Raw genomic sequence first — 26,773 nt, 5'->3', positions numbered from 1 at the left:
AGGGCTGCTAGTGTTTTTTTATGCTACTGCAAAGAATCGGAGGAGTTGATGGCATCGCGCCTTGTGCTGAGAATTCAGGAGAGATACGCCAAGCTGACGGCGGGGGAGAAGAAGCTCGCGCAGCTGATCCTTGATCGTCAGGACGATATTCTCACGCATTCGGCGACCGAAATTGCTGAAATGGCAGGAGTTTCCAAGGCAACGGCGGCCCGCTTCTTCCAGCATCTGGGCTATGCCGACTTCAACGAAGTGAAGCTTCAGGCCCGCGAGGAGCGCAACCAGTCCGAACCCTATGAATTGTCAGTGACCAACTCCGATCAGATGGCCATGGGCCGGGCCATTGGAGCGCATCTGGAGCTGGAACTGAAGAATCTGACGCGCACTTTCGAGGAAATGCGCTCCGACAAGATAAGGGAAGCCGCCGAACTGATCGACAAGGCTCCGCGCGTCTGGGTGCTGGGGCTGGGGGCAGAAGAAGGAATTGCCCGTTATGTGCGCCTGCTGTTTTCGCGGCTGCGCCACAGTGTCATGCTGCTGGGTATCAATCAGGGGTCGTGGGCGGAAGATCTGGCGATGACCGGCCCGAAGGACGTGTTGCTGTTGATAACTTTGCCCCCGCATCCTCCACTGCTCAAATCGATCCTGAGTTACGCCAAGACCAGCCGCCTCAATGTAGTGACCATCACCGACCGGACGTCGCTTTTCGAGATGCAGCGCGTCTCCAAGGTGGTGCTGCCCTGCCATGTGACAAGCTTTGCTCTTGGGGCTTCCCTCACCGCCGTGAGCAGCGCGGTTCGCCTGCTCGCCCTGACCTATGCGGCTCATGCAGGCAAGTCCGCCCAGCAGCGGGCGGAAATTGTCGACAGCATCAAGGAAGAGTTCGACAGCTTCAACTAGCTTTCGTTCCTTAGACGTTTCCCCTTGATTGCATTGGGTTTTCACCATGCCCTGCAGCGCAGGTTGGCGGCTGCCGAATCCGGCTCCCCAACTTTTTTCTTGATAGAACTATAAAACCGGTTATATTGCGTTTATGAAGCATACACTCGAGTCCTATGCCTCGGCTCTTTCTGCCCTTGGTCACGATGCAAGGCTTTGCATCTTCCGTCTGCTCGTCCGCGCAGGGGACGACGGACTGATCGTGGGAGAGCTGATTGTCGCCACGGGGTTGCCTGCATCGACCCTGGCACATCATTTGAAGACGCTCGTCAGCGCAGGGCTGATCGTTCAGGAGCGTGATGGTCGTGAGGTCAGGAGCCGTGTCGATTTCGATGCGGTCCGCCAGACGATCGGCTTTCTGACGTCGGAATGCTGCACTGGCGTGACGCTGGAAAACAGGGAAGAGGCCATCTGAGGCCTCTTTTCTTTGGCTTTTAAAAAACTATAAAACCGGAGATATAGTTTTGTTTGACTCCTATGCTTCCACCTCCCCGGACAGCCTTTTGGGCAATCTGGGTGCCGCCGCCAAACGACAGCTGGTCTGGCTGTTGTCTGCCGCGATCATTCTTGCCTTGCTGATCTGGGTTCCGGATCAGGGCCGGGCAACGCTGAACCTGGTGGCCTCCTCCCTCACAGAGACCGGGCCATTCCTCATCCTGTCCATTCTGCTCAGCGCCTATGCCACAGCCTCGGGTGCCGATGCCCTGATCGCAAGGGCCTTTGCCGGATCACCCGCCGTCATGATCGTCATGGCCGCGCTGGTGGGGGCATTGTCGCCTTTCTGCTCCTGCGGCGTGATCCCTCTGGTCGCGGCGTTGCTCGGGGCAGGGGTTCCCGTTTCCGCCGTCATGGCCTTCTGGCTCGCCTCGCCGGTGATGGATCCGTCGATGTTCATGCTGACAGCAGGCGTGATGGGCTGGCAATTCGCCATTGCCAAGACGCTGGCGGCCATCGGGCTGGGCCTGCTGGGCGGCGGGGTGACCTTTGCCGCCGAGAGAGCCGGTCTGTTGTCGTCTCCATTGCGCAAGACAAGTGGTTGCGGCGGGTGTTGCAGCAGTCGGAAAAAGGGGCCTGAGGCTGAGCCGGTGGCCTGGGCCTTCTGGCAGGATAGCGACCGAAAACAGATGTTCAGGCGGCGGTTCGTCGAGACGACAGTCTTCCTGCTCAAGTGGCTGACGCTGGCCTTTGTTCTTGAAAGCCTGATGATCGCCTATGTTCCCGGTGAGTTGGTCGCCCGGACCCTTGGCGGTGATGGCATTGGCGTTATCGGCATGTCAGCGCTGGTGGGCGTCCCGGCCTATCTCAACGGCTATGCAGCACTGCCGCTGGTTCATGGCCTGATGGAACAGGGCATGGCCGGGGGAGCCGCGCTGGCCTTTCTTGTTGCCGGGGGCGCCAGTTCTCTGCCCGCCGCGATTGCCGTCTGGGCGTTGGTCCGCCCGCCGGTGTTCCTGCTCTATATCGGTCTGGCCCTTTCGGGCTCCTTCCTCGCCGGACTGTTGTTTCAGGGGTGGCTGTCATGATGGGTATCCGTTTCAGGGCAACACGCGCGGAGGATGCCACTGCTCTTTCTGCCATTGATGCTGCCGGGCTGGCAACAGGACATGCCTCATTCCGATCCGACCCTTACGACTGGCAGAAATTCGCCCGGACCTATCTGGAAGACAAGGGATTTGCCCTTGTTGCTGAGGTGGATGGGCAACTGGCCGGATGGGCCGGTGTTGCGATGGTTTCAGACCGGTGTGTCTACCGCGGTGTCGGAGAGGTATCGATCTATATCGCACCGGCCAGCAAGGGACAGGGAGTGGGACGAGCTACACTCGAAGCGCTGATCCGGCTGTCCGAGGAGCGGGGCTACTGGAGCCTCATTGCCCAGATCTTTCCCGAAAACGAAGCGAGCCTTGCCCTCCACCGGGCCTGCGGCTTCAGAACCGTCGGGACGCGGGAAAAGGTCGGCCGCATGAGCTTTGGCCCGCTCAAGGGCACATGGCGCGACACCATCATGATGGAGCGGCGCAGCAGGATCGTCGGCATCGACTGATGCCAACACTGTCTGGCGAGACTGGAATACAAAAAGCCCCTCGGGAGAACCCGAGGGGCTTTGCTGTTTTTTGGTGTGGCCAGTGACGAACACAGCCGAAGTCCTAGTCGTCAAGATGCGGTGAGATCAGTGACAGATCGGCTTCCGACAGGCGGTCCGGAGCTGTGACCCGCTGGTGCCAATAGGGATAGGCGAGCGGCTTGCGACTGACCTTTTCAAGCTTGTCCAAAGCCTCGGCATCGAGCGTGAGATCGACGGCCTTGAGATTGTCCGCCAACTGTTCATCGGACCGTGCGCCGACAATGGCGCTGGCAACGCCGGGCCGACTTATCAGCCAGGCAAGAGCCACCTGTGCAGGCGTCGCCCCCTCATAGGCATTGGCAACCTCAAGCAGGACTTCCACAATATCATAGAGCGCCTCGATGTCATAAACCGGTGGTTCCGTCCAGCCAAGGACACGGCGGGTGCCTTCCGGGTCCGGATGGCCGCGACGGTATTTGCCGGTCAACAGGCCACAGGCGAGCGGCGACCAGATCACAGCGCCGAGACCCTGATCGATCCCCACGGGCAACAGTTCCTGCTCGGCTTCCCGTGCCTGTAGCGTGTAATGGATCTGCTGGGCGATGGGACGCACCAGACGATCCCGCTCGGCGGCTCCGAGATATTTCATGATGTGCCAGCCGGAAAAGTTGGAAACGCCGAGATACCGGATCTTGCCAGCCTGCATCAGATCATCCATGGCCCGCAGGGTTTCTTCAACCGGTGTCTGGCCGTCCCATTCGTGACACCAGTAGAGGTCGATGTGATCGGTGTTCAGCCGCTTGAGGCTCGCTTCGCAGGCCTCTATGATGTGGTGGCGCGACAGGCCCCGGTCATTGGGGCCTGTGCCAGTCGGGAAGCGCACCTTGGTTGCCAGCAACAGCTCGTTGCGCCGACCCTCGATTGCCGCGCCGATGATTTCCTCCGAAAGACCATCCGAATAGATGTTGGAGGTGTCCAGCATGTTGACCCCGGCGTCGAGCACCATGGCAATCTGGCGGCGAGCGCCCTCAAGCCCGGTGCTGCCTGCCTTGGCAAAGAAGCCTTCACCACCAAAGGTCATTGTGCCCAGTTGCAGGGCCGATACCTTGAGGCCTGACCGGCCCAGATAATTATATTTCATCGAACTGTCCTCATGTGATCCCGGTGGAGCCTCTGGAACGAATGTTGGCGGGTCAATTCCGGCGTAAACCATTGGGGCGGCCGGAGCTGGAATGGCGCAAGGTCGGTGCGGACGGATGGGTGTTCGGCCCTTGCGTAACCTCTGTGATCTTCATGTGAGGGGCGACCGGATCTGTCTGGAGAAATCATCATATCCCGAATGACGAGCATATGGGAAAATTTCAATCGTTCAAGACCGATCAATGGATGAAAAAAGCACGTCGCTTGGGACGGTCACGGGTGCTTTCCTGCCGTTGCGTCTTGCGATTCGATGACAGAGGGGATTAGGGTAGCGGCGCCAAAGGCATCGGCGGAATGAACAAGGCATGGCGCCGGGTTTGTTTCAGCGCCAATCAGGGCCACGGAGAAGAAAATGAAATCAGCGCTCGAAAATGCACTGGAGCAGTGCGGCTTTTTTCTGCGTGGGGGTTTTTATCCCGAGGCGGCTGATGATGTCCCCCTGTTACCCGATGGGCAGGCAGTGGCCACCCTGCTTGTCGTTGGCAGCGTTGGTCCGCGCATGTGGCAGGAATTCCAGAAGGAACGGGCCGATTGCCCTCACCCGCTGGATGAGTGGACCGAGCGCAGGCTTAAGGTTATCGCCGGGCAGTTCGGCGCGCATCCGGTCTTTCCGTTTGACCGGCCCTATTATCCCTTCCAGCGATGGGACAAGCGAACCGGGACTTGCTTCAAGTCTCCCCTGCGCATCGAGATCCATCCTGTCTATGGCCTCTGGCACGCCACCCGCGGAGCGCTTCTGTTCGCAGAGCGTCTGGAATTGCCCGAGCATGAAAAGACGCAACATCCCTGTAAAAGCTGCGTTGACACGCCGTGTCTTGGAGCTTGTCCGGTTGGTGCCTTCTCAAACAGGGGGCTGGAAATCAAGCTCTGCGCCGACCATCTGGCAGGCCCGGATTCGGAGGACTGCATGACAAACGGCTGCCTTGCCCGTCGTGCCTGCCCGGTGGGCAAGGACTATCAGCTTGCGCCTGAACAGGCGTCCTTCCACATGCGGGCGCTGCGTCTCTATCACAAGGAAATCGAGAGCCTCTCCTGAGGTCTCCTCGTCCCGGATCACATTTTCAATCCCGCTCTGGCTCGATCTTTCACCCGAAAGAGGGATAGGATTGAAATCACGGCCATTTTTCCCAAAAGCGGCGACTTTGATTGAGGCATTGACAAATGTAACCGATTACATTATGAATATATCCCAACCATGGCTCGTGTGCCTTGGAAATGGAAACATAAATGTAATCGGTTACATTTATGTTTGGTTGGAGGAAATCGATATGATGAAGAAATGGTTTTTGGCTGCAACCATGTTGGTTGCGGCAGGGGTCTCTGCGTCCGTAGCGAATGCAGAAAGCTTCAAGATCGGACTGTCCAATGGCTGGGTTGGCAGCGAATGGCGCACCCAGATGATTGAAGAGGCACAGGCCGCAGCCGAGGCATGGAAAGCCAAGGGCGTAGACGTTGAAGTCGTTGTCCAGAGTGGCAACGTGGACGCGCAGGGTCAGGTCGGCCAGGTGCGCAATTTCATCAACCAGGGTGTTGATGCGATCATCATCGATCCGAATAGCCCGTCAGCGTTCAATCCTGTGTTCGCACAGGCCAAGGCACGCGGCATCATGGTCATTGCAACAGACGCAGAGGTTTCTTCCAAGGATGCCATCTATGTCGGCATCGACCAGAAGCAGTGGGCCTTCCAGTCTGCCAAATGGCTGGCTGAAACCCTCAAGGGCAAGGGCAATGTGGTCACCATCAATGGTGTGGCAGGCAACCCGGCCAACGAAATGCGCGTTGCAGGCTACAAGGAAGCCTTCGCCGCTCATCCGGACATCAAGGTACTGAACGAAGCCAACGCCAACTGGGATCAGGCTCAGGGCCAGCAGGCCATGCAGAACCTGCTCGCAACCTATCCTGACATTCAGGGCGTATGGGTGCAGGATGGTATGGCTGCCGGTGCATGGCGCTCCATCATGGCTGCCAACAAGGCTGACAGCATTGCCGCCACCGGCGAAATCCGCAAGGACTTCATGGTGACCTGGAAGGAACAGGGTCTGAACTCTGCCGCTTCAGTCAATCCTCCCGGCGTTATGGCTTCCGCGCTCAACGTTGCCGTGATGAAAATGCAGGGCAAGGAATTCAAGGACGGCATCTTTGAAGGTGTCTATGGCAACGCGATCTACATTCCGATCCCGTTCATCGACAACAACAACCTCGATGAAAAGCTCGCTGAAGCCAAAGACAAGCCCGGCTACTGGTCCGTGAGCGACGTTGTCACGCCGGAAGAAGCCGAAGCTTTCTTCAAATAAATGAACCAGGCGCCCGCCTGCTCCCGTCAATGAGGGATTTCAACGTCCCGCGATTCTTGATCGCGGGCGGGCGTCCAGACTTTGCAAAATCCGAGGATTGTCATGTCTCCAGCAATTACGGTGCGCGATCTCACCAAGCGGTTCGACAAGGTTCATGCGTTGACCGATGGTCGCCTGACGGTTGAACGTGGGGAAATCCACGCACTGCTTGGTGCCAATGGATGCGGCAAGAGCACCCTGTCCAAGATTGTCGCCGGGGCCTATGCGCCCACCTCCGGGACCGTTCTCATCGACGGCAAGGAAGTGTCCTTCCGCAGTCCGCGCGATGCCGAACAGATGGGTATTGCCCTGTTTTATCAGGAGTTGAGCCTGATCCCGAAAATGTCAGTTGAGGCCAACATCTTTCTGAGGCGCGAACCGCGCAATGGTCTGGGCTTCATCGATCGCGACAGGATGCGCGCCGAGACGCTCAAGCTGCTGGAGATGTTCAAGGAGGCGGTTGGCGACGATATCCGCCCCGATGCATTGGTGGCGGATCTGACCCCCGGTCAACGCCAGATCGTTGAAATCCTGAAAGTTTATGCCAAAGAGCCGCGCATCGTCATCATGGATGAGGCAACCGCTGCGCTCGATGGCCGACAGGTGAAAGTCTTCTTTGACATTCTGCGCAAGAAGCGCGAGGAAGGCGTCTCCACCATTTTTATTTCCCATCGCCTTGATGAAGTGTTCGAGATCTGCGATCACGCGACCATCATGCGAAACGGTGCTGTTGTGGCCGAAACCACCATTGCCGACACGACACCAGAACATGTGGTGCACATGATGGTGGGGGATGTGAAGAAGGCCCCCAAACGACAGCTCCGGGATGAGGACGACAAGGCGCCACTGCTCAAGCTCGATGCGGTTGGCAGTGCTCAGCTTGACAATGTCTCTCTTTCCGTGGCGCCCGGCGAGATCGTCGGTCTTGGTGGCCTGCAGGGGCAGGGGCAATCGACCCTGTTGCGCAGTCTGTTCGGCGCCCTGCCGATCACATCGGGTGAGGTGTTGTTGAACAACGAACCCGTGTCCATTCGCAAACCGGCCGATGCTGTGCATCGCAAGATTGCCTATGTCTCCGGTGACCGGGGCCCGGATGCTGCGCTTCCCGGTCGCTCGATCTTTGAGAATCTGGCGGCCGCCATTCTGGTCAGCGAACGCCGCAAGCTGGTGCGTGCCAAGGAGTTGCAGCCGCAACTGGCCGGGGTCGCTTCTGCCTTCAAGACCAAATATGCCCGCATGACCGATGCCATCGGCACCCTTTCGGGCGGCAATCAGCAGAAGATCTTCATTGCCCGCTGGTTGGCCACCAATCCGCAGCTGATCCTGCTCGATGACCCGACCAAGGGCATCGACCTTGCGGCCAAGGCCGACCTGTTCGCCCTCATTCGCGGTCTGGCCGATTCCGGCGTTGCCGTTCTGCTCTATTCCAGCGAGGAATCCGAACTGCTCGACAACTGCGACCGAATTGCCGTGTTCAACGACGGGGCAATTGTCACCGAACTTTCCGGCGCCGAGATGGACAGTTTCCATCTGACCCGCGCAGCCTATGGAGAGGCCTGATGAAAAACACCCTTTCCGCAGCCAAACCGGCTTCGGGCTCGCTCAAGAAGCCTGCCTGGTTCGTAGCCTTTGGCTTTCTTGTGGTCCTGATCCTCATCAACTGGTATCTGCAGCCATCTTTCTTTGACGGCATGGTGCTGCATTCCAACCTGACCACCTTTCTGCCGCTCATTCTGGTGGCGATCGGCCAGACCTTCGTCATCATGGGCGGGGACATCGATCTGTCTGTCGGTTCCATTGCGGCGCTGGTCAACGTGGTCACCGTAAGCGTGATTGCCATGGCTGGTGGCGACAGCGCCAGCGTGCCGATTGGCCTTGTGGCAGGTCTCGTCGTTGCGGTGCTTTGTGGCGCCTTCAACGGCCTGCTGATCAGCTATCTACGCCTGCAGCCGATGGTCGCAACCTTCGGCACCGGCATCATCTTCTCGGCGCTGGCCCTGTGGATCCTGCCGCAGGCGGGCCTTGCCGTGCCCGATGTCTACTGGATGACCTATGGCGGCACCATTCTGGGCGTTCCGACGGTACTCTGGATCCTGGTGGCTGGTTTTGTCTTTGTGCTCATCATGAAGCGTCGGCCCTTTGAAAGCCATTTGAAGGCTGTCGGCGGTAACCGCGCCGGGGCGTTCCAGAGCGGTATCGACATGAGTTTCACCCGGCTGTTGTCCTTTGCCCTCTGCGGCCTGTTTGCCGGGTTCGCGGCCCTGTGCCTGACGGGTGAGACGGCCAGTGGTGACCCGCTGCTCGGTCAGAGCCTTGCTATGGGCTCGATCTCGGCCGTGGTTCTGGGCGGCACCATGCTGTCAGGCGGCGTCGGTGGCGCTGTTGGCTCCATCTTCGGGGCTCTGCTGCTCGGCATGATCGGCAACGTGATCTTCTTTGCCGGACTGCCCTTCGAATATCAGACGCTGGTGCAGGGGCTGATCGTTCTGGCCGCGCTGGCTGGCGGCGTTCTCGTGGCGCGCAAGTGAGGAGATTGAAATGTCTGAAACTTCAAGCAACATGAACTCTGAAAACGCCCGTCTGCGTCTTGCCGCGATCCTGCGCGAACCCGTGGTGCTCGCCCTGTTCGCCATCATCATCCTGCTGGGTATCGGTGAAGCGGTCTCTCCCGGCTTTGCCCGTGGCGACCAGATCATCAAGCTGCTGACGGTTGCGGCCCTGTTGGGCTTTGCTGCAGCTGGCCAGAATCTGGTGGTGCTGGCCGGTGGCGAAGGCATCGATCTGTCAGTCGGTGCCATGATCTCGCTTGGCGCTGTCATCGCCGGCAACGTCATGGACGGCAGCAACGGCGGCATCATTCCGGCGGTCATTGTCGCCAGCGGTGTCACCTTCCTCATCGGCATGGTCAACGGACTGGGCGTCAACCTGATCCGCATTCCGCCCCTTGTCATGACCCTTGGCATGACCTCGGTCATTCAGGGCGGCCTTGTGGTCTTCTCGCGTGGCATTCCTTCGGGCAATGCTGCCCCGGCCCTGATGAACTTCATCAATCAGCCGGTTGTCTTCGGCATTCCGGGCATCCTGTTCATCTGGCTGGTGCTGATCATCGGCATGGTCTTCATGCTGCGCGCCACGGCGTTCGGCCTGTCCATCTATGCTGTCGGAGCCAACCCGCAGGCCGCCCGTCTGGTCGGGTTGCCGGTGAAGGCCATCCGTACCATCGTGTTCGGTCTTTCCGGCGCACTTGCCGGTCTTACCGGGGTTTTTGTTATCGGTTACACAGGCAACTCATTCATTAGTGTAGGTGACCAGTATATGTTGCCGTCAATTATCGCGGTTGTCATCGGCGGCACTTCCCTTGCGGGTGGATCTGGTGGTTATATTGGGACGGTTGCGGGAGCAATTGCCTTGATTCTGCTGCAGAGCGTTCTGACAACGCTGCATCTTGAATTCTGGGGCCGCCAGCTGATCTTTGGCGGCACCCTGCTTCTGCTGCTCATGTTCTATGGACGTCAGAAAAGTGCACGGATCTAATCACCATGGTTGACCAGCCCAATATCCGCGATGTTGCCAAGGCCGCAGGCGTTTCTACGGCCACGGTTTCCCGCGCCCTTGCCCAGCCGGACAAGGTGCGTGAGGCGACCCTCAAGAAGGTGATGGATGCGGTAGAGAAGACCGGATTTGTTCCCAATCGCCAGGCGAGCATGTTTCGCTCGCGCAAGAGCAATACCGTCATTCTTCTGGTGCGTGATATCTCCAACCCCTTCTATCTTGATATCTACAAGGGGGTTGAAGAGGCGGCATTTGCGGCTGGCTACAAGGTTCTGATGGGCGATGCGCGGGAAGACGACGAACGCATCACCCACTATATCGAGGCTGTGCGCGAGTGTCATGCTGATGGCCTCATCCTGATGATCGGCAGCTTTCCGCAGAAGCTGCTCGAACAGACGGACCGGTTGCCGCCGATTGTCGTGGCCCTTGAGGAAATCGATGGTCTCAAGGCTCCGACCGTGCGGGTGGACAATGTGGCCGCCGCCGAAGGGGCCGTTGCCCATCTGATTGCCAAGGGACACAAGCGCATCGTGCACCTGACCGGCCCGCTCAATGAGTATCTTGGCAAGGCCCGTCTGAAAGGCTATCGACAGGCTCTCCAGAAGGCGGGATTGCCCGTGGACGAAAGCCTGATCATGCCGGGAGATTTCAGCCTCAACGCGGGCTATGACCAGACGGCTCGGCTGCTGGCGGATGGGGGGCAGTTCAGTGCCATCTTTGCGTCCAGTGACCAGATGGCCATCGGTGCCGCCAGTGCCCTGAGAGAAAAGGGACTTTCGATTCCGGAAGACGTGTCTCTTGTCGGTTTCGACGACACACTGATTGCCTCCATCTTCTATCCACCCCTCACAACGGTTTACCAGCCACGGCGCGAAATCGGACGCGCTGCCATGGCGATGATGATCCGCAAGCTCTCCTCCCAAGCCGCAGACCCGCTGGCCCGGAATGAAGTGCTTGAGGATCAGCAATTTTCAACCGAGCTCATTACCCGAAATTCGGTTGCGCCTTTCGACGACGCAAGATCGGGGACGCAACAAGGAGATTGACCCTATGAAAACACTGAAAGGCCCCGGGCTGTTTCTGGCTCAGTTCGTCGGAGACAAGCCCCCGTTCAACGATCTTTTCGCCATTGCCCACTGGGCTGCGGATCTGGGCTACAAGGGTTTGCAGATCCCGACCGGCGACAATCTGTTTGATCTGGATCTGGCGGCCACTTCCACCGACTATTGCGACGAATTGAAGGGCAAGCTGGCTGAAATCGGCGTGCAGATCACCGAACTGTCGACCCACATTCAAGGCCAGCTGGTCGCCGTGCATCCGGCCTATGACGCGCTGTTCGATGCCTTTGCCCCCGCCGCTGTCCGTGGCAACCCCAAGGCACGGCAGGATTGGGCCGTCGACCATGTCAAGAAGGTCGGTCTCATCTCGAAGAATCTCGGTCTTGCGACCCACGTCAGCTTTTCCGGTGCCCTCGCATGGCCCTACGTTTATCCATGGCCACAGCGCCCGGGCGGTCTGGTGGAAGAAGCCTTCTCCGAACTGGCCAGACGCTGGAAGCCGATTCTGGACTATCACGAGGAGATCGGCGTCGATGTCGCCTATGAACTGCATCCGGGCGAGGATCTGCACGACGGGGTGACCTTCGAGCGTTTCCTTGAGGAGCTGGGCGGCCACAGCCGCGCCAACATTCTCTATGATCCGTCTCATTTCGTGCTACAGGCGCTGGACTATCTGGCCTTCATCGACATCTATCATGATCGCATCAAGGCCTTCCATGTGAAAGATGCCGAACTGCAATACAGCGGCCGCTCCGGTGTATACGGCGGCTACCAGTCTTGGGTAGATCGTCCGGGCCGTTTCCGTTCGCTGGGCGACGGTTCCGTCGACTTCAAGGCCATCTTTTCGAAAATGGCCCAGTATGACTTCCCCGGCTGGGCGGTTCTTGAATGGGAATGCGCTCTCAAGCATCCTGAGGACGGCGCCCGCGAAGGGGCAACCTTCATTGCCGATCATATCATCCGCGTGACCGAACACGCATTTGACGATTTTGCCAGCTCCGGCGTGGATCAAGCCACAAACCGCCGTCTGCTTGGCCTTGAAAAGGACTGATCCCATGGCCCTCAACGATACCAACATGAAGATCGTAAGCCACCGCAAGCTCAAGCTGGGCATGGTGGGTGGTGGCGTTACCGCCTTCATCGGCGGGGTTCACCGGATCGCATCGCGCATTGATGACCGTTACGAGCTGGTCGCCGGAGCGCTGGACAATGATCCCGAACGCGGCAAGGCCTTTGCCGTCGCCATCGGCATTGCGCCGGAACGTGCCTATGACAATTACGAGGAAATGATCAAGGCGGAAGCGGGACGGCAAGACCGGCCTGACGTGATCGCCATCGTGACGCCGAACTTCCTGCATTTCCCGGTGGCCAAGGCAGCTCTGGAAGCTGGCTTCCACGTGATTTGCGAAAAGCCGATGACGACGTCGCTTGAAGACGCGAAGATTCTGGCCGAGACCGTCAGGAAGACCGGCAAGACCCTGTTCCTCACTCACACCTACACCGGCTATCCGATGGTGCGCCAGGCGCGCGAAATGGTGGCCAACGGTGCCATCGGCGAGCTGCGCCGGGTGCAGGTGGAATATGCCCAGGACTGGCTCGCCGCGCCGGATGAAGACCCGGAAGCCGCAGGGGCCAACTGGCGCAATGACCCCAAGAAGGCCGGGCAGGGCGGAGCCATCGGTGATATCGGCACCCATTCCTACAATCTGGCTGCCTTCGTGGCTGGCGTCGAGCCAACCGAGATTCTGGCCGAGCTGACGGCGCTGGTGCCGGGCCGCAAGGTTGACGATGATGCCTGTGTGCTGCTGCGCTATGCCAACGGGGCCCGCGGCTCGATCTGGGCCAGTCAGGTGGTTGCTGGCAATGGCAACAATCTCTCGCTGCGTATCTATGGCGCCAAGGGCGGCCTTGAATGGTGGCAGGAAAAGCCCGAAGAGCTGTGGTATACGCCGCTTGGCGAACCGCGTCGCCTGCTGCGCCGTAACGGGGTGGAGAATACCCCGGCAGCCGTGGCAGGTAGCCGTATCCCAGCCGCCCACCCGGAAGGCTATCTGGAAGCCTTTGCCAATATCTACCGCGATGCGGCGGATGCCATCGAGAAGAACGAGGCGGCAGCTCTCGTGCCGAATGCCAATGATGGTGTCAACGGTCTGGCCTTTGTCACCGCAAGCCTTGAATCTTCGGCAAAGGGTGGCGTTTGGGTGTCCCTCAAGGACAAGGCCTGATACGGCGACGATCTGATAGGAAATAAAAAGGGGATGCGGTGTGCCGCATCCCCTTCGTCTCTTTAACTTAAGAGAGCCTAGAGCATGTCTTTTGCCGTACCGGCAATCTTCACCTTGATGCCCTGGGTCAGAGCCTGGGCCACGAAGGCCTTCAGCACATAGGCCAGCTTGTCTTCCGGTACATAGGCGATGGTGATGTGGTTGGACTGGTGTCCGGCCATCAGATCATCGCGGCCCATGCCATCGAGAGTGGCGTTCATCAGCGGCCATTCCTTGTTGGTGGCCAGAAGACGACGGGTAAATTCGGCTTCCGGAAGTTCATGTCCCATGCCGGTACCGATGTGCATGATCACTTCGGTGCCTTCATAGTGGGCGCGCGCCCAGATGAAGGTGCCTGCCTTGCACTGGCCGGAAATGGTCGAACCACCCTTGGGGAAGAACATGGCTGGCTGACGGAAGCCCTTGGCTCCCTTGATGCCACCCTTGAGGTGTTCGAACGGAACGGAACCGGAAATCTCGAAGTCCCAGTAGAAGGTGCCTTCAAATTCGCTGCCCCAGCGGACGTCATGCAGGGTGGTTTCGGATGGAAGCCCCATGGCGTCGAGCAGACGGAACAGCATGGCCTGCGGAATGGCGGTGCCCATGTCCACTTCGTTGATGCACGGAATCGGCTTGCCTTCGGCGATGATGGAGCCGTCTTCGTCCGGGATCGGGAAGCGTTCGGTGGAACCGATGGCGCCTTCGGCAAAGTCGGAAGCGGCGCAGCAGTCCTTGAGGCCCTGCTGATACTGCACGCCAACGGCGGTGAGGCCGAAGCGGGTGGTGATGCGGGCCATGGCAATCATCATGGCGCACTGTTCGAGCACCTGTTCGCGGGTCAGCTCGGTTGCGTTGTCGCTGCCCCACTGGAACTGCATGCCGCGGTCTTCATAGAATTTGAGGCAGTCTTCGCGCAGCTCGGCAGGAACCTTTGCCATTTCGACCAGCAGGGCCGACTGGGAAAGAGACTCAAGCGGCATGCCGATGTCGGTGAGAGCCTTGACCGGGAAGAAGCCGTTCATCATGCCCATGCAGAAGGTGTCATGCAGGCCGAGAATGGCCTTGTGCTTGAGGATATATTCGCCAACCTTGACGCCATCCTGCCCGGCATCGCTTTTCATCAGCGGATGATCGGCAGTCACGTCGCTGAGATAGCTGGTGTCCTGCTCAAGCTTGCCGTCTTTTAGCCATGTGGCCAGGCCCTGTTTGAAGAACTCGTCTTCGCATTTTTCCGACCACAGGCGGGAATAGGAAACACCCAGAGAGGTCAGGGTGCCAGCCATGCAGAGCATGCCGACGAGCCCCGGCCAGGTGCCATCAAAGTTTGCCATCAGCAGAATCGGGCCGCGATGCTTGGCAAGCGATGGCGCGATATGGTGGGAATACTGCCAGGCGGTCAGCAGCACGATCAGCGGAGCGTCCGGATCGATGCGGGAGAACAGCTCGGAGCCTTCCTTCTGGGAAGAGATGAAGCCGTGCTTGCGGTCTTCATGATAAGGATGGGCCCGCTTCATCTTGTAGCCCTGGGCATTGAGCTCCTTTTCCAGCGCTTCGGAGAAGCTCTGGTAAACGGGCCAGCAAGGCACGTTGGCGCTTTCGCGCAGGTCGGCGTTGGTGACGACCAGGATTTCCTTGTCGCCAGCTGTGATCAGCTCGGCCGGTTCAGGCAATTTCAACATGGTTCAACTCCCGAATATTGCAAATCAGAGGACCGCAGCCATCAGCGCATTGTGATGTTCGCGGTTGTCATAGAGATTGAGATAGACTTGATATTTTGCTGCATGGAAGGCAGCGGTTGATGGATCGGCCTTGACGCTGGCGCCCGGCTGGACGAGAGCGGCACTGGCGGCCGGAATGCTTGCGAAGTCGCCTGAAGCCACAGCGCCGAGGATCGCCGCGCCAAGGGTGACAACATCCTCCTCACTGGCCATCTGGATATCGCGACCGGTGATGTTGGCATATTCTCTCAGCCAGAGCGGGTTTTTGGTTGCGCCACCACAGACATAGAGAGTCTTGATGGAATGGCCCGCCTTGCTCATTTCCTCGATGATGTGGCGCGTGCCATAGGCAACGGCCTGCAGGGTGGCCAGATAGAGCCGGGCCAGCTGGTCGCGTCCGGTTTCCAGCGTCAGGCCGGAGACCACGCCACGAGCATGGGGATTGGCGCGCGGAGAGCGGTTGCCATGATGGTCACCCAGCACATGCAGGGCCGCAGTCGGATTGGCCTCACGGGATTCCAGATCGGCAACCCACTCATTGAGCAGGGCAATCGGATGCTTGCCCGCCGCCTTGGCCTCTTCCTGCAGCTGAGGCCAGGCCTCGCACTGGTGGATGGTCCATTCGACCAGCGATCCGGCTGCGCTCTGGCCGCCTTCTCCCAGCCAGAAGCCGGGCAGCATGGCGCCGAAATAGGGGCCCCAGACGCCGGGAACCATGACAGGATTCTGATTGACGATCATATGGCAGTTGGAGGTGCCTGAAATGAGCGCCAGTCCACCGTCCGGCTCCGCTCCGATCAGCGCCAGCCCACCGGCGTGGGCATCGATGATGCCGGCGGCGATGGTGATGCCTTCCGGCAGACCGAGCTGGGACGCTGCAACCTTGCCAAGAACACCGGCGGAATCGCCAAGCGGCAGAACCTTGGCCGGAACCTTGGCCGTCAAGTCAGTGAGGCCGACGGCGTCGAGCATGTCGGTCGGAAAGCGCCCTTCATGGGCCAGATAGTTCCATTTGCAGGTGAGGGTACAGGTGCTTGCCGTGTCGCCCTCGGTGCAGCGCCAGACCAGATAGTCGGCAAGGTCGAAGAAGCGCCAGACGGCGGCATAGCGATCGGGATAATTCTTTTTCAGCCACAGGATCTTGGGCAGTTCCATCTCGATGGAAACTTCGCCGCCGACATATTTCAGGGCATCGTGGCCGGTGGCGTTGATGGCTGCCGTTTCCGCGTCCGCGCGATGGTCCATCCACATGATGATGTCCTGCTCGGCGGAACCGCCTTCAGACACCGAAATGGACGATCCGTCCTCTGCAACGGCAACCAGAGAGCAGGTGGCATCAAAGCCGATGGAGCGGATCTGGGCGGGGTCGATCCCGGCCTTTTGAACGGCCTCTTTCGTAGCCTCGCAGATCATTCCCCAGATGTCGGCAGATGACTGCTCGACGAAATTGGCCTTGGGGTGAAACTGTTTGATGGCGCGGGTCGCAAAGGCAAGGCGGGTGCCGCCTGCGTCATAGACCCCGGTCCGCGTGCTGGCAGACCCGACATCAATGCCGATGTAATACATGTTTTTCCTCCCGGATCCCGCCTTGCCAACCGGCCCGGACGGGATCGTTCTTGCTGGTTTATGCTGTGATCGGATAGGCCCTGATCACATGATGACCGGGCTCCAGCGTAAACTGGCTGCCGCGATCCGATGTCATGGCCTCGGGAAGCCTTACCGAGGCGCTAACCCCCGGTGGCAAGGCGATGGCCCATTCAACATCACTCTCCCTGAAATGCCAATGGCTCTCGATGCGCCCGGTGTGGGCGTCGTAAATGGCTTCCACAAAGCCGATGCGCTTGTCGAATATCGGCCGCATGACGAGGGCGCGGTAGCCCGGCGCCTCCACGTCCCAGTCGATACCCGCCAGCCGTGACCAGATCCATTCTCCCACCGAGCCATAGGCATAGTGGTTGAAGCTGTTCATGGCCTTGCTCTGGAACCCCTTCTCCTCGGTCCAGCCGTCCCAGCGCTCCCAGATAGAGGTGGCGCCATGCTTGATGGAAAAGCCCCAACTGGGGTAGGTGTCCTTGAGCAGCAGGGATACGGCAAGCTCCTCCGCGCCGATGTCGCTGAGCACCGGGCAGAGGTGGCGAACCCCCAGAAAGCCAGTCTGCAGATGCCCTCCTGCCGCTTCGATCAGGTCGACAAGCCGCCGCGCCGCGGCCCCGCGCAGATCTTCAGGCAGGATGTTGAAATCGAGCGCCAGCAGATAGGCTGTCTGGGTATCGCCCTTCAATTTGCCGTCTTCCATCACAAAGGCCTTGATAAAGGCCTTGCGCAGCCGGTCGGCAAGAGTGCGCCATGGCAAGGGCTCCTTGCCTAGAGCGCTGGCGATATCGATCATCAGATCGGCGATATAGATCCAGTAGGCGGTGTTGACCAGGTCGCGGTCCGTTGCCGGTCCGATGCTGAGCCAGTCGCCGTAATTGTTGTGCACTTCCCTGCGCCGGATGCCGTCGGGGTTGTGCCGCTCGATATAGGTCATCCAGTCAACAAACGGGTGCCAGCAGCGGTCGAGCAGATCCTTGTCACCATAGCGCTGATAATGCATCCAGCCCATGATGATCGGCGCATCCCCCCATGCCGGAGCGCCCGGTTGCGGCGTCAGGCGATAGGGGTTGAGCGGCTTGGTCGGCGCCACATCGGGGAAAACGCCCTCGTCGGATTGGCCGTCGATCAGGTCTTCCATCCATTTGGTCAGGAAGGCCGAGATATCCATGAAATAGCCTGCCGTGCGCCAGAAGACCTGAGCGTCCGCCGCCCAGCCATAGCGTTCGTCCCGCTGTGGACAGTCGGTGGGCACGGAAAGGAAATTGTCCCGCTGGCTCCAGAAGATGTTCGACAGCAACTGGTTGACCATGGGGTGACCGGTCTTCATCTGGCCGGTGACCGGGGTATCGGTCTGGATGGCGATGGCCATCAGATCCGGCTCGGCCTCGGTTTCCCCTTCAATGGTCAGCTCAACAAACTGGAAGCCGTGGAAGGTGAAACGCGGGTGGAAAACTTCCTTGCCTTCGCCGCTGGCGATATAGATGTCTTCCGACACCGCATAGCGCAGGTTTTCGGTATAGAGCCTGCCATCCGCGTCCAGCATTTCACCATGACGCAACAGGAAGCGCGTGCCTTTGCTGGCCCTCACCGTCATTTCCACATAGCCGGAGAGATTCTGGCCGAAGTCGTAGATGGTGGTTTGAGCGTCCTGAATGAACACCGATTCGGGCGCAAGGCGTGCCACTTCGCGCGCCGGCTGGCAGCGGGAGGCATCAATCTGCGGCAGGCCTGGCTCGGGAATGATTTCTTCCACCGGCTGCCAATAGGTTGTGTCGATGCCGCACTGGCACCAGTCGCCGAGGGAGAGGCGGGCATCCACCATTTCTCCGGCGAGGAAATCGGAATAGCAGATCGGTCCCTGCCGGGTCATCCAGTTGCCGTCCGAGAGAATGGTCTCGATGCGTCCGTCGGCATATTCCAGATGCAGCTGGCACAGGAAAGCCGGACGACCGCCATAATGGTTGCCGGCGCGGCGCTGGTTGTGGCCGATGCGGCCCGAATACCAGCCCTCGCCGATAATGGCACCAAGACAGATGTCGCCTGCGGCCAGATGCTCGGTCACATCATGGGTCTGGTATTCCACGCGGGTGTGGTAGTCGGTCCAGCCCGGCGCCATGACATCGTTTCCGATGCGCTTGCCGTTGATGTAGAATTCATAAAGCCCGAGGGCGGAAAGATAGGCGGTCGCACGGACGGGTGCCTCGTCGAGCCTGATCTCGCGGCGCAGATAATCGGCTGGCCGGGCCTGAAAACGGTTGTCGTAGAGATTGTCCTGAGGCACATCGCGGCCTGCGGGCAGCACGAAATAACGCCCGATCCAGCTCGCCTTGAAGGCGTCGGCCGCAAGACCTGTGAATATCTCGCCCGGTTCGGCCATCTGCGAAGGCTTGTCTTCCCCGTCCCAGACCTGAATACTCCACCACAGGTGACTGTCACGCGGTAGTGTCAGGTCTTCGTCAAGATAGGTGAAATTGCCGTTTCCAGAGCGCTTGCCCGAATCCCAGATCGATCCCTGTCCGTCCAGCACCGAGGCTCTGGTCGAGCCGATGACCAGACGCCATGCGCTCTGGCAGGCATTGCGTGTTGCAAAGCTGCTTTCCTCCAGCGCCCAGCTAAAGAAGGGCCTGCGATCATTCAGCCCCTGAACGCGCGCAAGATGCTGGCATTTCAGGCCTTTCGCAAGGATCGCCCCGACTTGCCCGATATTCGATAGTGTCACCTAAAGCTCCGTTGCCCTCTGTCGAGCATGAGAGATATGGATATCCATCGCCTCGATTGCCGCAATGGTGTCGCGCTTGGCGATGGCGTCGATGATAGCCAGGTGGTCGGTGAAGGTGTGGGGGAGCAGGAGTTCCGTCAGGCTGATGCGATCATGGCGGATCAGCTTGATGCGGATGGCGTTGATATTGTAGGCCTGAATGAGGATTTCATTGTTGGTCAGACGGATCAGCACATTGTGGAAATCCGTGTCGATCTGCTGGCCACGCTTGAGGATTTCTTCCGTCAGGCCGCTTTCCACGGCGGCTACAATATCGAGATGGCGCTGGCGCTGTTCTTCCAGAACACTGTCCGGCATGTTCTTGACCGCGTGAATGACCGCTTCGCGTTCCAGTGCAGCCCGCATCTGGAAGGCGTCGCGGATCATCGGCAGGTCAATCGCCGTGATCTGTATGCCGCGCTGGGGAACGACCGTGATCAGACCTTCCGATTCCAGACGCGGCAGAAGTTCACGCAGGGCCCCGATGGACAGGTTCAGCAAATTGACGAGGTCCCTCTGGCTGACGAGTTGACCTGACTTCAGGGCCCCTTCGAAAAGGGCAGCCTGAAACAGCTCGTACGCCGTTTCCTTGACGCTGCGAGAGCTATCTGCGGGTTTCGTCATTGCGCGACCTGCCATCACTTTACTTCCCTTTCACCTTGACACCTTCAGAGAGCCTTTTCAGCTTCCGCCAAGGCAGCTTCAATTGCAGCCAACTTCTCGGAAGACAGAGGCTCCATAGGGGGCATGGTGCGTGCAAAAGCAGGATTGTCATAGACTTTGGCCATCAGAGCCTTGAGCACATTCAAACCGCCATTGCCATCGACCGTTTCGATGCGCAGGGTGGCGCGTTTCACGAAGCCTTCCGAAACACCGCCACGATACAACTGCACGCAGTCCTTTGCAAACGGGTTCGTCATGCCGCCGATCATCCCGGCTCCACCGGCATCGACCATGTCGCGCAGAATGGCATCGCTGCCGGTAAAGATGGAGAGCTCGGGGAATGCCTTGATCAGTTCAAGCCCGCCGGGCAGATAGCCGGTGGAATCCTTGATGCCGACAACCAGCGAACCGATGCGCTTTTGAACGGCCTTGACCTGTTCGACGCTGAAAGGAATGCCGCTGAAGTGCGGGAAGTTGTAGAGCACGATGTCGAGACCCGGATTGCCGGCTTTTTCAACAAGGGCTTCATAATAGTCTGCAACCCCTTCCACACCAACGCTACGGTAATAGAAAGGCGGAATGATAAGGGCCGCACGGCAACCCAGTTTGTGCGCCTCGGTATACATGGCGACAGCATCGTCCAGAGACGAGGTCATGATGCCCGGAATCTGCCGGGACATGTCCATGCCCATGTCGGCCATGGCGCGCAGAGCGTCCAGTTTCTGCCGAACCGAGAGCGAAGGACCTTCACCCGTGGTTCCGAATACGGACGTGTATGCACAGCCTGCTTCGAGCAGGGCATCACAGTGCCTTTTTAGCTGTGCGATTTCGATTTCATGATCTTCGGTGAACGGCGTAATGGCCGCACCGACGACACCTTTGAGGTCGGAAGTTTCCAACATTAGGTGATGCCTCCCATCAACATTTTGATCGAATGTAGTATACTCAATTTGATAACTGATACAATAAGTGTTAATATCAACTGGTCAAACAATTTTTCACGGGGTAATCTGCCCCTTGGAGCTAATCCAATACACCGGAGCTGGAGGGTTCTGGTGCATGATCAATCTATGTTCGGGAGGACAAACATGATGTCTCGTGGTATCGCAGCCGCTCTCCTCTGCTGCACATTCCTTGCTGTTCCTGCAGCGGCTCAAGACAAGCTCACCATCAAATACACCACTGCCTCGGTTCCTTCGGACCTGCATACCAAGGCAATGCAGGTCTTCAAGGAAGAACTGGAAAAGAAGGTTCCTGGCCGTTTCGACGTTCAGCTCTATGATTCCGGCACCCTGTTTGCACAAGGCGCAGACCTTGATGCCCTGCAGCGCGGCAACGCCGAAATGACCTATCTGTCATTCCAGCTGATCGCTGACAACCTTCCGCAGTATAGCGTTCTGACCGCTGGCTACCTGTTCCAGAATGCCAAGCACTATCGCACCTTCCTCAACTCCGATCTGGGCGTCGAGCTGAAAGAAGCCGTCTCCAGCGACATGGATGTCCAGCTGCTCGATACCTGCTATCTGGGTACCCGTGAGCTGAACCTGCGCGCCGAGAAGGAAGTCAACACCCCTGACGATCTCAAAGGTGTCAAACTGCGTATGCCTGGTTCCGATGCATGGCTCTTCCTCGGTCAGGCACTGGGCGCCAGCCCGACACCGCTGCCGTTCGGCGAAGTCTATCTTGGTCTGCAGACCGGTACCATCGACGCTCAGGACAACCCTCTGCCTACGGTTGAAGCTGCAAAGTTCTACGAAGTGACCAAGCAGATCACCCTGACCGATCACCTGGTTGATGGTCTGAACATTGCAGTCAACAACAAGACCTGGGAAAAGCTTAGCGATAGCGAAAAGACTGCCATGACCGAAGCCGCCCAGGCTTCTTGCGACTGGAACAACGAGAACCGCTACAAGGAAGAAGCTCGCCTCATCGACTTCTTCAAGGAAAAGGGCCTGAAGGTCACGAAGCCTGACGTTGCTGCATTCCGCAAGCACGTGCAGGACTTCTACTTCAATTCTGATCGTTCCAAGAACTGGCCGGAAGGCTGGGTTGAGAAGATCAACGCAATGGCCGAATAAGGAGCATTTGCTGCCATGGCTGGTATCCTTTCAAAGGATATGCTGCTCGCAACCGGTCGCCTTTTGAAAAAGGCGGCCGACGCGATCGGCGTCCTGCTCTTCCTGTTCGCCTTTGGCGGATTCATCGTACAGATCTTCTATCGCTACGTGATGAATGCGCCCCTGTTGTGGACAGAAGAAATCACGATGATCGCATTCATTTGGACCGTATTCTGGGCCGCAGCTTTCATGACGCCAGTCCAGTCCCACGTTTCCTTCGATGTGGTCTATGACGTCGTCAGACCCAACACCCGCCGGATCTTCTGCATCATTTCCATGGTGGCACTGTTTGTTGCATTCGTGCTGCTGGTGCCGGCGACCTGGGATTATCTTCAATTCCTCACGCGCAAGAAAAGCTCTGTCCTGCGTTTGCCCATGTACTGGATCTACGGCTGCTACATGCTGTTCATTCTCGGGTTCATCGTTCAGGCGGCCTACCGTTTGTATGGCCTGTTGGGCAAGAAGTGGGAAAAATTCATCTAAAAGGGTTGGGTTAGAATGACCTTCTTCGCAGATCACGCTCTCAGTCTGATGCTGATCATCATGATTGGCATCACGGTTACCGGGCTGCCCATGGGCATCTCGATGATTGTCGCGAGTATCTTCTATCTGTTTTTCTCCGGGCAGGATGTCGGGCTCGCCGCCGAGAACGTGCTGAACGGTGTGTTCGGCAACTTCGTTGCGCTGGCTGTACCCCTGTTCATTTTCGCCGCCAATATCATGAATGCCGGCAAGGTATCCGACCGGATCCTCACCTTTGCCCTGGCGTTGGTCGGGCGCGTGCCTGGCGGTCTGGCCCAGGTCAACATCATGACCTCCCTTATCTTCTCCGGCATGAGTGGCTCGGCCATCTCTGACGTTGCCGGCGTTGGCAAGGTCCTGACGGACATGATGATCAAGGAAGACCGTTATCCGCGCGGTTTTGCCGGAGCGATCACTGCGGTGTCTGCCGTGGTCGGGCCGATCTTTCCGCCGTCCATCCCGGTTATCTTCTACGCCCTCATCTCCTCCACGTCGGTGGGCGTGCTGTTCCTTGGTGGTGTGATCCCGGCTCTCATGGTTTGCACCACGCTGGGTATTGCGGTTTACATCATGGCCAAGATGCGTGGTTTCCCGGTTGAAGAGGCCATTCCGCTCAAGGCGTTTCCGCTGATCCTCATTCGTGCACTGCCTGCCCTGTTGATGCCGGTCATCCTTCTGGGTGGTATCTACTCGGGTGCCTTCACGCCGACCGAAGCGGCTGCCGTTTCCGCCTTCTACGCCCTGTTGCTGGCTGCCTTTGCCTATCGGGTTCTCGGCTTCTGGTCCTTCATTGCCGTAGTCAAGGAAACCGTCAAGACGACTGCCGTTGTCACGATCGTCCTGTGCGGCGCCTATATCTTCAACTATATCGTCACGGTGGAGCAGGTTCCGCAGCAGGTCTTCGCCTTCTTTGATGCGATGGATCTCAACCGCGTCCAGTTTCTGCTGATCCTTAACGCCCTGTTCCTCGTGCTCGGCTGCGTTCTCGATTGCTCGACGATCATGCTGGTGGTGACCCCGCTGTTCATCCCGACAGCTCTGGCCCTCGGTATCGATCTGCATCACCTTGGCATCGTGCTGGTGTTCAACATGATGATCGGTCTGGTGACCCCGCCATATGGCATCCTGCTGTTCATCATCAAGGCCCTCAACGGTATTCCGCTCGGTGAAATGATCCGTGAGGCCTGGTTGTTCCTCGGGTTGCTGATTGTGCTGTTGCTGCTGCTGACCTTCTTCCCGCAGTTGGTGCTCTGGCTCCCGCACTATGCCGGTATGCTCTGATATCCCTTGAGGACAGATAAAAGACAACGGGTGGATCCTTCAACGGATCCGCCCGTTTTTTTGATTTTGCCGCAGACTTTTCCCCGAGAGGAAATTTCCGTCTTGCCAAGGTCCGAGGGCTTGTATATTTACGTATCTCAGTATACTATACCCCAGTATAGGATAAGGTGAACAGGATGCCCAAAAGTCCCGAGGACAAGAAACGTGCGTTGACCCGTGTGCGCCGGATTAAAGGCCAATGCGAAGCGCTGGAACGGGCCATCGAGTCCGGTATGGACTGCACACCGATCCTGCAGCAGATCGCTGCGGTTCGCGGTGCGGTCAACGGGCTTATGGTGGAAGTGATGGAAGGTCACATCCGGGAGGAGTTCATCTTCCCCGATGACCCCGGCGGCAAGAAGACGCAGGAGTTGCTCCATCTTGTTCGGAATTATCTCAAATAGATCGCGTGCCGTCATGGTGCGCTGAAGAAAGCCCGGCGCGCAGGCGTCGGTCTTGTAAACAATTATAGAAACCGGATGCGGTCTCGCTGGTCCAGACAGGCCACAGGATGGACTGTCTGAAGGGTCTTGCAATCCAGATCAGGACACATCATTGCGCTCCTGCTTCTGGCTTGAAGACAAAAGGCTGGCGAGCTTGCGGTCCAGACCACACCCCAGACCACACCATTGATCAAGGATACACGTATGAAATCTCGTGCCGCCGTTGCCTTCGGCCCTGGCAAGCCGCTTGAAATTGTCGAAATCGACGTTGCTGCCCCCAAAAAGGGCGAAGTGCTGATCCGCATCACCGACACCGGCGTCTGCCATACCGACGCCTTCACCCTTTCCGGCGACGATCCGGAAGGCGTGTTCCCTGCTGTGCTCGGCCATGAGGGCGCAGGCGTGGTGGTTGAAGTCGGCGAAGGGGTCACCTCCGTTGCCCCCGGCGATCATGTCATTCCGCTTTACACCGCCGAATGCGGCGAATGTGAATTCTGCAAGTCCGGCAAGACCAACCTCTGCGTTGCCGTGCGCGCCACGCAGGGCAAGGGCCTGATGCCGGATGGCACCACCCGTTTCTCCTACAATGGTGAGCCGATCTACCACTATATGGGCTGCTCCACCTTCTCCGAATATACGGTTGTGGCTGAGGTATCGCTTGCCAAGATCAACCCGGAAGCCAACCACGAGCATGTCTGTCTCCTCGGCTGTGGCGTGACCACCGGCATCGGCGCCGTGCACAACACCGCCAAGGTGCAGGAAGGCGACAGCGTTGCCGTGTTCGGTCTGGGCGGCATTGGTCTTGCGGTCATTCAGGGTGCCCGTCAGGCCAAGGCTGGACGCATCATCGCCGTTGACACCAACCCGGACAAGTTCAAGCTGGCCGAACAGTTCGGCGCGACCGATTTCGTCAACCCCAAGGATCACGACAAGCCCATCCAGCAGGTGATCATCGAGATGACCGGCTGGGGTGTCGACCATTCCTTTGAATGCATCGGTAATGTCAATGTCATGCGCGCGGCGCTCGAATGCGCTCATCGCGGCTGGGGCCAGTCGGTGATCATCGGCGTGGCCGGTGCCGGGCAGGAGATTTCCACCCGCCCGTTCCAGCTGGTGACCGGCCGTCGCTGGCTCGGTTCGGCCTTCGGCGGCGTCAAGGGGCGCACCCAGCTGCCGGGCATGGTGGAAGATGCCATGCATGGCGACATCGACCTTGCGCCATTCGTCACCCACGTCATGCCCCTTGATGACATCAACAATGCCTTCGACCTCATGCATGAGGGCAAGTCCATCCGCTCCGTGATCAAATACTGATCCCGCGTGCAAACCCTTCCGGCGCGGCGGTTTCTGCCGCGTCTTTGCTTCAAGAACAGGAGTGTGAAAGCATGGAATGCATCGAACAACACGCCAGTTTCGGTGGTACGCAGCGCGTGTATCGCCATAGCTCTCAGACCCTTTCGTGCGACATGTCGTTTGCGGTCTTTGTGCCCGAGCATGAGGATGGCGCGCGTCTGCCGGTTATCTACTGGCTGTCCGGGCTGACCTGTACCGAGCAGAATTTCATCACCAAGGCTGGCGCCCAGCGCTATGCTGCCGAGCATGGGGTGATTCTGGTCGCGCCCGATACCAGCCCGCGCGGCGGCGATGTGGCCAATGACGAGGCCTATGATCTGGGACAGGGCGCCGGCTTCTACCTCAATGCGACCGAGGAACCATGGGCAAGCCATTTCCGCATGGAAGACTATGTCACGAAGGAGCTGCCAGCCTTGATTGAGGCCAATTTTCCCGCCAGTGACAAACGCTCCATCATGGGGCACTCCATGGGAGGTCATGGTGCACTGACGCTGGCGCTGCGTCATCCGGGTGTCTACAAGGCTGTCTCGGCCTTCTCGCCCATCGTCGCACCCACCAGGGTACCATGGGGGGAAAAGGCCTTCTCTGCCTATCTCGGAGCCAATCTGGACGCATGGAGGGCCCATGACGCAACCGCCCTGCTGGCCACTGCCGAAGAACGCCTGCCAATTCTCATCGATCAGGGCGACGCCGACGAGTTCCTGACCGGACAGCTGAAGCCTGAACTGTTTGTCGAAGAGGCAAACCGGGTCGGTCATCCGGTGGTTCTGCGCATGCAGAAGGGTCATGATCACAGCTACTATTTCATCGCCAGCTTCATCGGTGAGCATATCGCCCATCACGCTGCCGCCCTGAAGGCCTGACGAAATCCGGCAGAT

The 26,773-nt window shown here is 58.7% G+C and carries 24 protein-coding genes; 18 read left to right on the top strand and 6 right to left on the bottom strand.

Annotated features, from left to right (window positions below; translation table 11 throughout):
• Nucleotides 1–48 precede the first annotated feature (48 nt).
• The 4 genes from DSL70_RS00190 (at nt 49) to DSL70_RS00175 (ending at nt 2,977) form a co-directional block, all read left to right on the top strand.
• The gene (locus DSL70_RS00190; protein WP_119305886.1) at nt 49–897 is read left to right on the top strand and encodes a MurR/RpiR family transcriptional regulator; all 849 of its coding nucleotides are present in this window, start codon (nt 49–51) and stop codon (nt 895–897) included.
• A gap of 133 nt (nt 898–1,030) precedes the next feature.
• Nucleotides 1,031–1,351 carry an ArsR/SmtB family transcription factor gene (locus tag DSL70_RS00185; RefSeq protein WP_119305885.1) on the top strand — a complete coding sequence of 107 codons (321 nt, stop codon included), beginning with the start codon at nt 1,031–1,033 and terminating at the stop codon, nt 1,349–1,351.
• A gap of 49 nt (nt 1,352–1,400) precedes the next feature.
• On the top strand, nt 1,401–2,459 hold the full coding sequence (locus DSL70_RS00180) for a permease (protein WP_119305884.1): 1,059 nt from the start codon (nt 1,401–1,403) through the stop codon (nt 2,457–2,459).
• Nucleotides 2,456–2,977, top strand: coding sequence for a GNAT family N-acetyltransferase (locus DSL70_RS00175; RefSeq protein ID WP_205563117.1), 522 nt, complete (start codon nt 2,456–2,458; stop codon nt 2,975–2,977). The genes DSL70_RS00180 and DSL70_RS00175 overlap by 4 nt, the downstream gene beginning before the upstream one ends.
• A gap of 103 nt (nt 2,978–3,080) precedes the next feature.
• On the opposite strand, the gene DSL70_RS00170 is transcribed toward DSL70_RS00175, so the two are convergent.
• Complete coding sequence (locus DSL70_RS00170; RefSeq protein ID WP_119305883.1) at nt 3,081–4,139, bottom strand: aldo/keto reductase; 1,059 nt, start codon at nt 4,137–4,139, stop codon at nt 3,081–3,083.
• Between the two features lie 411 nt (nt 4,140–4,550).
• Here DSL70_RS00170 and DSL70_RS00165 point away from each other — a divergent pair, with 411 nt between their 5' ends.
• The 8 genes from DSL70_RS00165 (at nt 4,551) to DSL70_RS00130 (ending at nt 13,366) form a co-directional block, all read left to right on the top strand.
• Entirely contained in the window at nt 4,551–5,234 is a 684-nt protein-coding gene (locus DSL70_RS00165; protein WP_119305882.1) for a 4Fe-4S dicluster domain-containing protein, read from the top strand.
• Between the two features lie 235 nt (nt 5,235–5,469).
• Nucleotides 5,470–6,492, top strand: a complete 1,023-nt coding sequence (locus DSL70_RS00160) for a substrate-binding domain-containing protein (RefSeq protein ID WP_119306540.1) — start codon at nt 5,470–5,472, stop codon at nt 6,490–6,492.
• 102 nt (nt 6,493–6,594) lie between these two features.
• A complete protein-coding gene (locus DSL70_RS00155; RefSeq protein WP_119305881.1) occupies nt 6,595–8,091 on the top strand; it encodes a sugar ABC transporter ATP-binding protein in 1,497 nt (498 codons plus the stop codon).
• Nucleotides 8,091–9,059 (top strand): ABC transporter permease, encoded by a 969-nt coding sequence (locus tag DSL70_RS00150; protein ID WP_119305880.1) that lies wholly within the window; start codon nt 8,091–8,093, stop codon nt 9,057–9,059. The genes DSL70_RS00155 and DSL70_RS00150 overlap by 1 nt, the downstream gene beginning before the upstream one ends.
• 10 nt (nt 9,060–9,069) lie before the next feature.
• Nucleotides 9,070–10,065 carry an ABC transporter permease gene (locus DSL70_RS00145; protein ID WP_119305879.1) on the top strand — a complete coding sequence of 332 codons (996 nt, stop codon included), beginning with the start codon at nt 9,070–9,072 and terminating at the stop codon, nt 10,063–10,065.
• 5 nt (nt 10,066–10,070) lie between these two features.
• Nucleotides 10,071–11,129: a LacI family DNA-binding transcriptional regulator gene (locus DSL70_RS00140; protein WP_119305878.1), complete on the top strand. Its 1,059-nt coding sequence runs from the start codon at nt 10,071–10,073 to the stop codon at nt 11,127–11,129.
• 4 nt (nt 11,130–11,133) lie between these two features.
• The gene (locus DSL70_RS00135) at nt 11,134–12,192 is read left to right on the top strand and encodes a sugar phosphate isomerase/epimerase family protein (RefSeq protein ID WP_119305877.1); all 1,059 of its coding nucleotides are present in this window, start codon (nt 11,134–11,136) and stop codon (nt 12,190–12,192) included.
• A 4-nt stretch (nt 12,193–12,196) separates the two neighbouring features.
• Nucleotides 12,197–13,366, top strand: a complete 1,170-nt coding sequence (locus DSL70_RS00130; protein WP_119305876.1) for a Gfo/Idh/MocA family protein — start codon at nt 12,197–12,199, stop codon at nt 13,364–13,366.
• Between the two features lie 77 nt (nt 13,367–13,443).
• Here the strand turns inward: DSL70_RS00130 and DSL70_RS00125 are convergent, their stop codons facing one another.
• From DSL70_RS00125 to DSL70_RS00105, 5 genes are read right to left on the bottom strand one after another with little or no spacing between them, the layout of a single operon-like run.
• Complete coding sequence (locus tag DSL70_RS00125; RefSeq protein ID WP_119305875.1) at nt 13,444–15,084, bottom strand: signal transduction protein; 1,641 nt, start codon at nt 15,082–15,084, stop codon at nt 13,444–13,446.
• Nucleotides 15,085–15,108: 24 nt separating this feature from the next.
• Nucleotides 15,109–16,689 (bottom strand): FGGY-family carbohydrate kinase, encoded by a 1,581-nt coding sequence (locus DSL70_RS00120; protein WP_119305874.1) that lies wholly within the window; start codon nt 16,687–16,689, stop codon nt 15,109–15,111.
• A 58-nt stretch (nt 16,690–16,747) separates the two neighbouring features.
• Nucleotides 16,748–19,438 carry an alpha-L-rhamnosidase gene (locus DSL70_RS00115; RefSeq protein WP_119305873.1) on the bottom strand — a complete coding sequence of 897 codons (2,691 nt, stop codon included), beginning with the start codon at nt 19,436–19,438 and terminating at the stop codon, nt 16,748–16,750.
• Nucleotides 19,439–20,101 carry a GntR family transcriptional regulator gene (locus DSL70_RS00110; RefSeq protein WP_245418050.1) on the bottom strand — a complete coding sequence of 221 codons (663 nt, stop codon included), beginning with the start codon at nt 20,099–20,101 and terminating at the stop codon, nt 19,439–19,441. It abuts the gene before it with no gap.
• A gap of 44 nt (nt 20,102–20,145) precedes the next feature.
• On the bottom strand, nt 20,146–21,042 hold the full coding sequence (locus tag DSL70_RS00105; RefSeq protein ID WP_119305871.1) for a dihydrodipicolinate synthase family protein: 897 nt from the start codon (nt 21,040–21,042) through the stop codon (nt 20,146–20,148).
• A gap of 186 nt (nt 21,043–21,228) precedes the next feature.
• Here DSL70_RS00105 and DSL70_RS00100 point away from each other — a divergent pair, with 186 nt between their 5' ends.
• The 6 genes from DSL70_RS00100 to fghA all read left to right on the top strand — a co-directional run bounded on the left by DSL70_RS00100 (nt 21,229) and on the right by fghA (nt 26,758).
• Entirely contained in the window at nt 21,229–22,218 is a 990-nt protein-coding gene (locus tag DSL70_RS00100) for a sialic acid TRAP transporter substrate-binding protein SiaP (RefSeq protein ID WP_119305870.1), read from the top strand.
• A 15-nt stretch (nt 22,219–22,233) separates the two neighbouring features.
• Nucleotides 22,234–22,740, top strand: coding sequence for a TRAP transporter small permease (locus DSL70_RS00095; RefSeq protein ID WP_205563116.1), 507 nt, complete (start codon nt 22,234–22,236; stop codon nt 22,738–22,740).
• 15 nt (nt 22,741–22,755) lie between these two features.
• Nucleotides 22,756–24,060, top strand: coding sequence for a TRAP transporter large permease (locus tag DSL70_RS00090; protein WP_119305868.1), 1,305 nt, complete (start codon nt 22,756–22,758; stop codon nt 24,058–24,060).
• A gap of 176 nt (nt 24,061–24,236) precedes the next feature.
• Nucleotides 24,237–24,503 (top strand): metal/formaldehyde-sensitive transcriptional repressor, encoded by a 267-nt coding sequence (locus DSL70_RS00085; protein WP_119305867.1) that lies wholly within the window; start codon nt 24,237–24,239, stop codon nt 24,501–24,503.
• Nucleotides 24,504–24,746: 243 nt separating this feature from the next.
• Nucleotides 24,747–25,856, top strand: a complete 1,110-nt coding sequence (locus tag DSL70_RS00080) for an S-(hydroxymethyl)glutathione dehydrogenase/class III alcohol dehydrogenase (RefSeq protein ID WP_119305866.1) — start codon at nt 24,747–24,749, stop codon at nt 25,854–25,856.
• Nucleotides 25,857–25,927: 71 nt separating this feature from the next.
• Nucleotides 25,928–26,758 (top strand): S-formylglutathione hydrolase, encoded by an 831-nt coding sequence (gene fghA, locus DSL70_RS00075; RefSeq protein WP_119305865.1) that lies wholly within the window; start codon nt 25,928–25,930, stop codon nt 26,756–26,758.
• Nucleotides 26,759–26,773 lie beyond the last annotated feature (15 nt).

Source organism: Cohaesibacter haloalkalitolerans (assembly GCF_003574655.1).
Lineage (GTDB): Bacteria > Pseudomonadota > Alphaproteobacteria > Rhizobiales > Cohaesibacteraceae > Cohaesibacter > Cohaesibacter haloalkalitolerans.
This window is presented reverse-complemented; position numbering and strand designations above follow the sequence as displayed.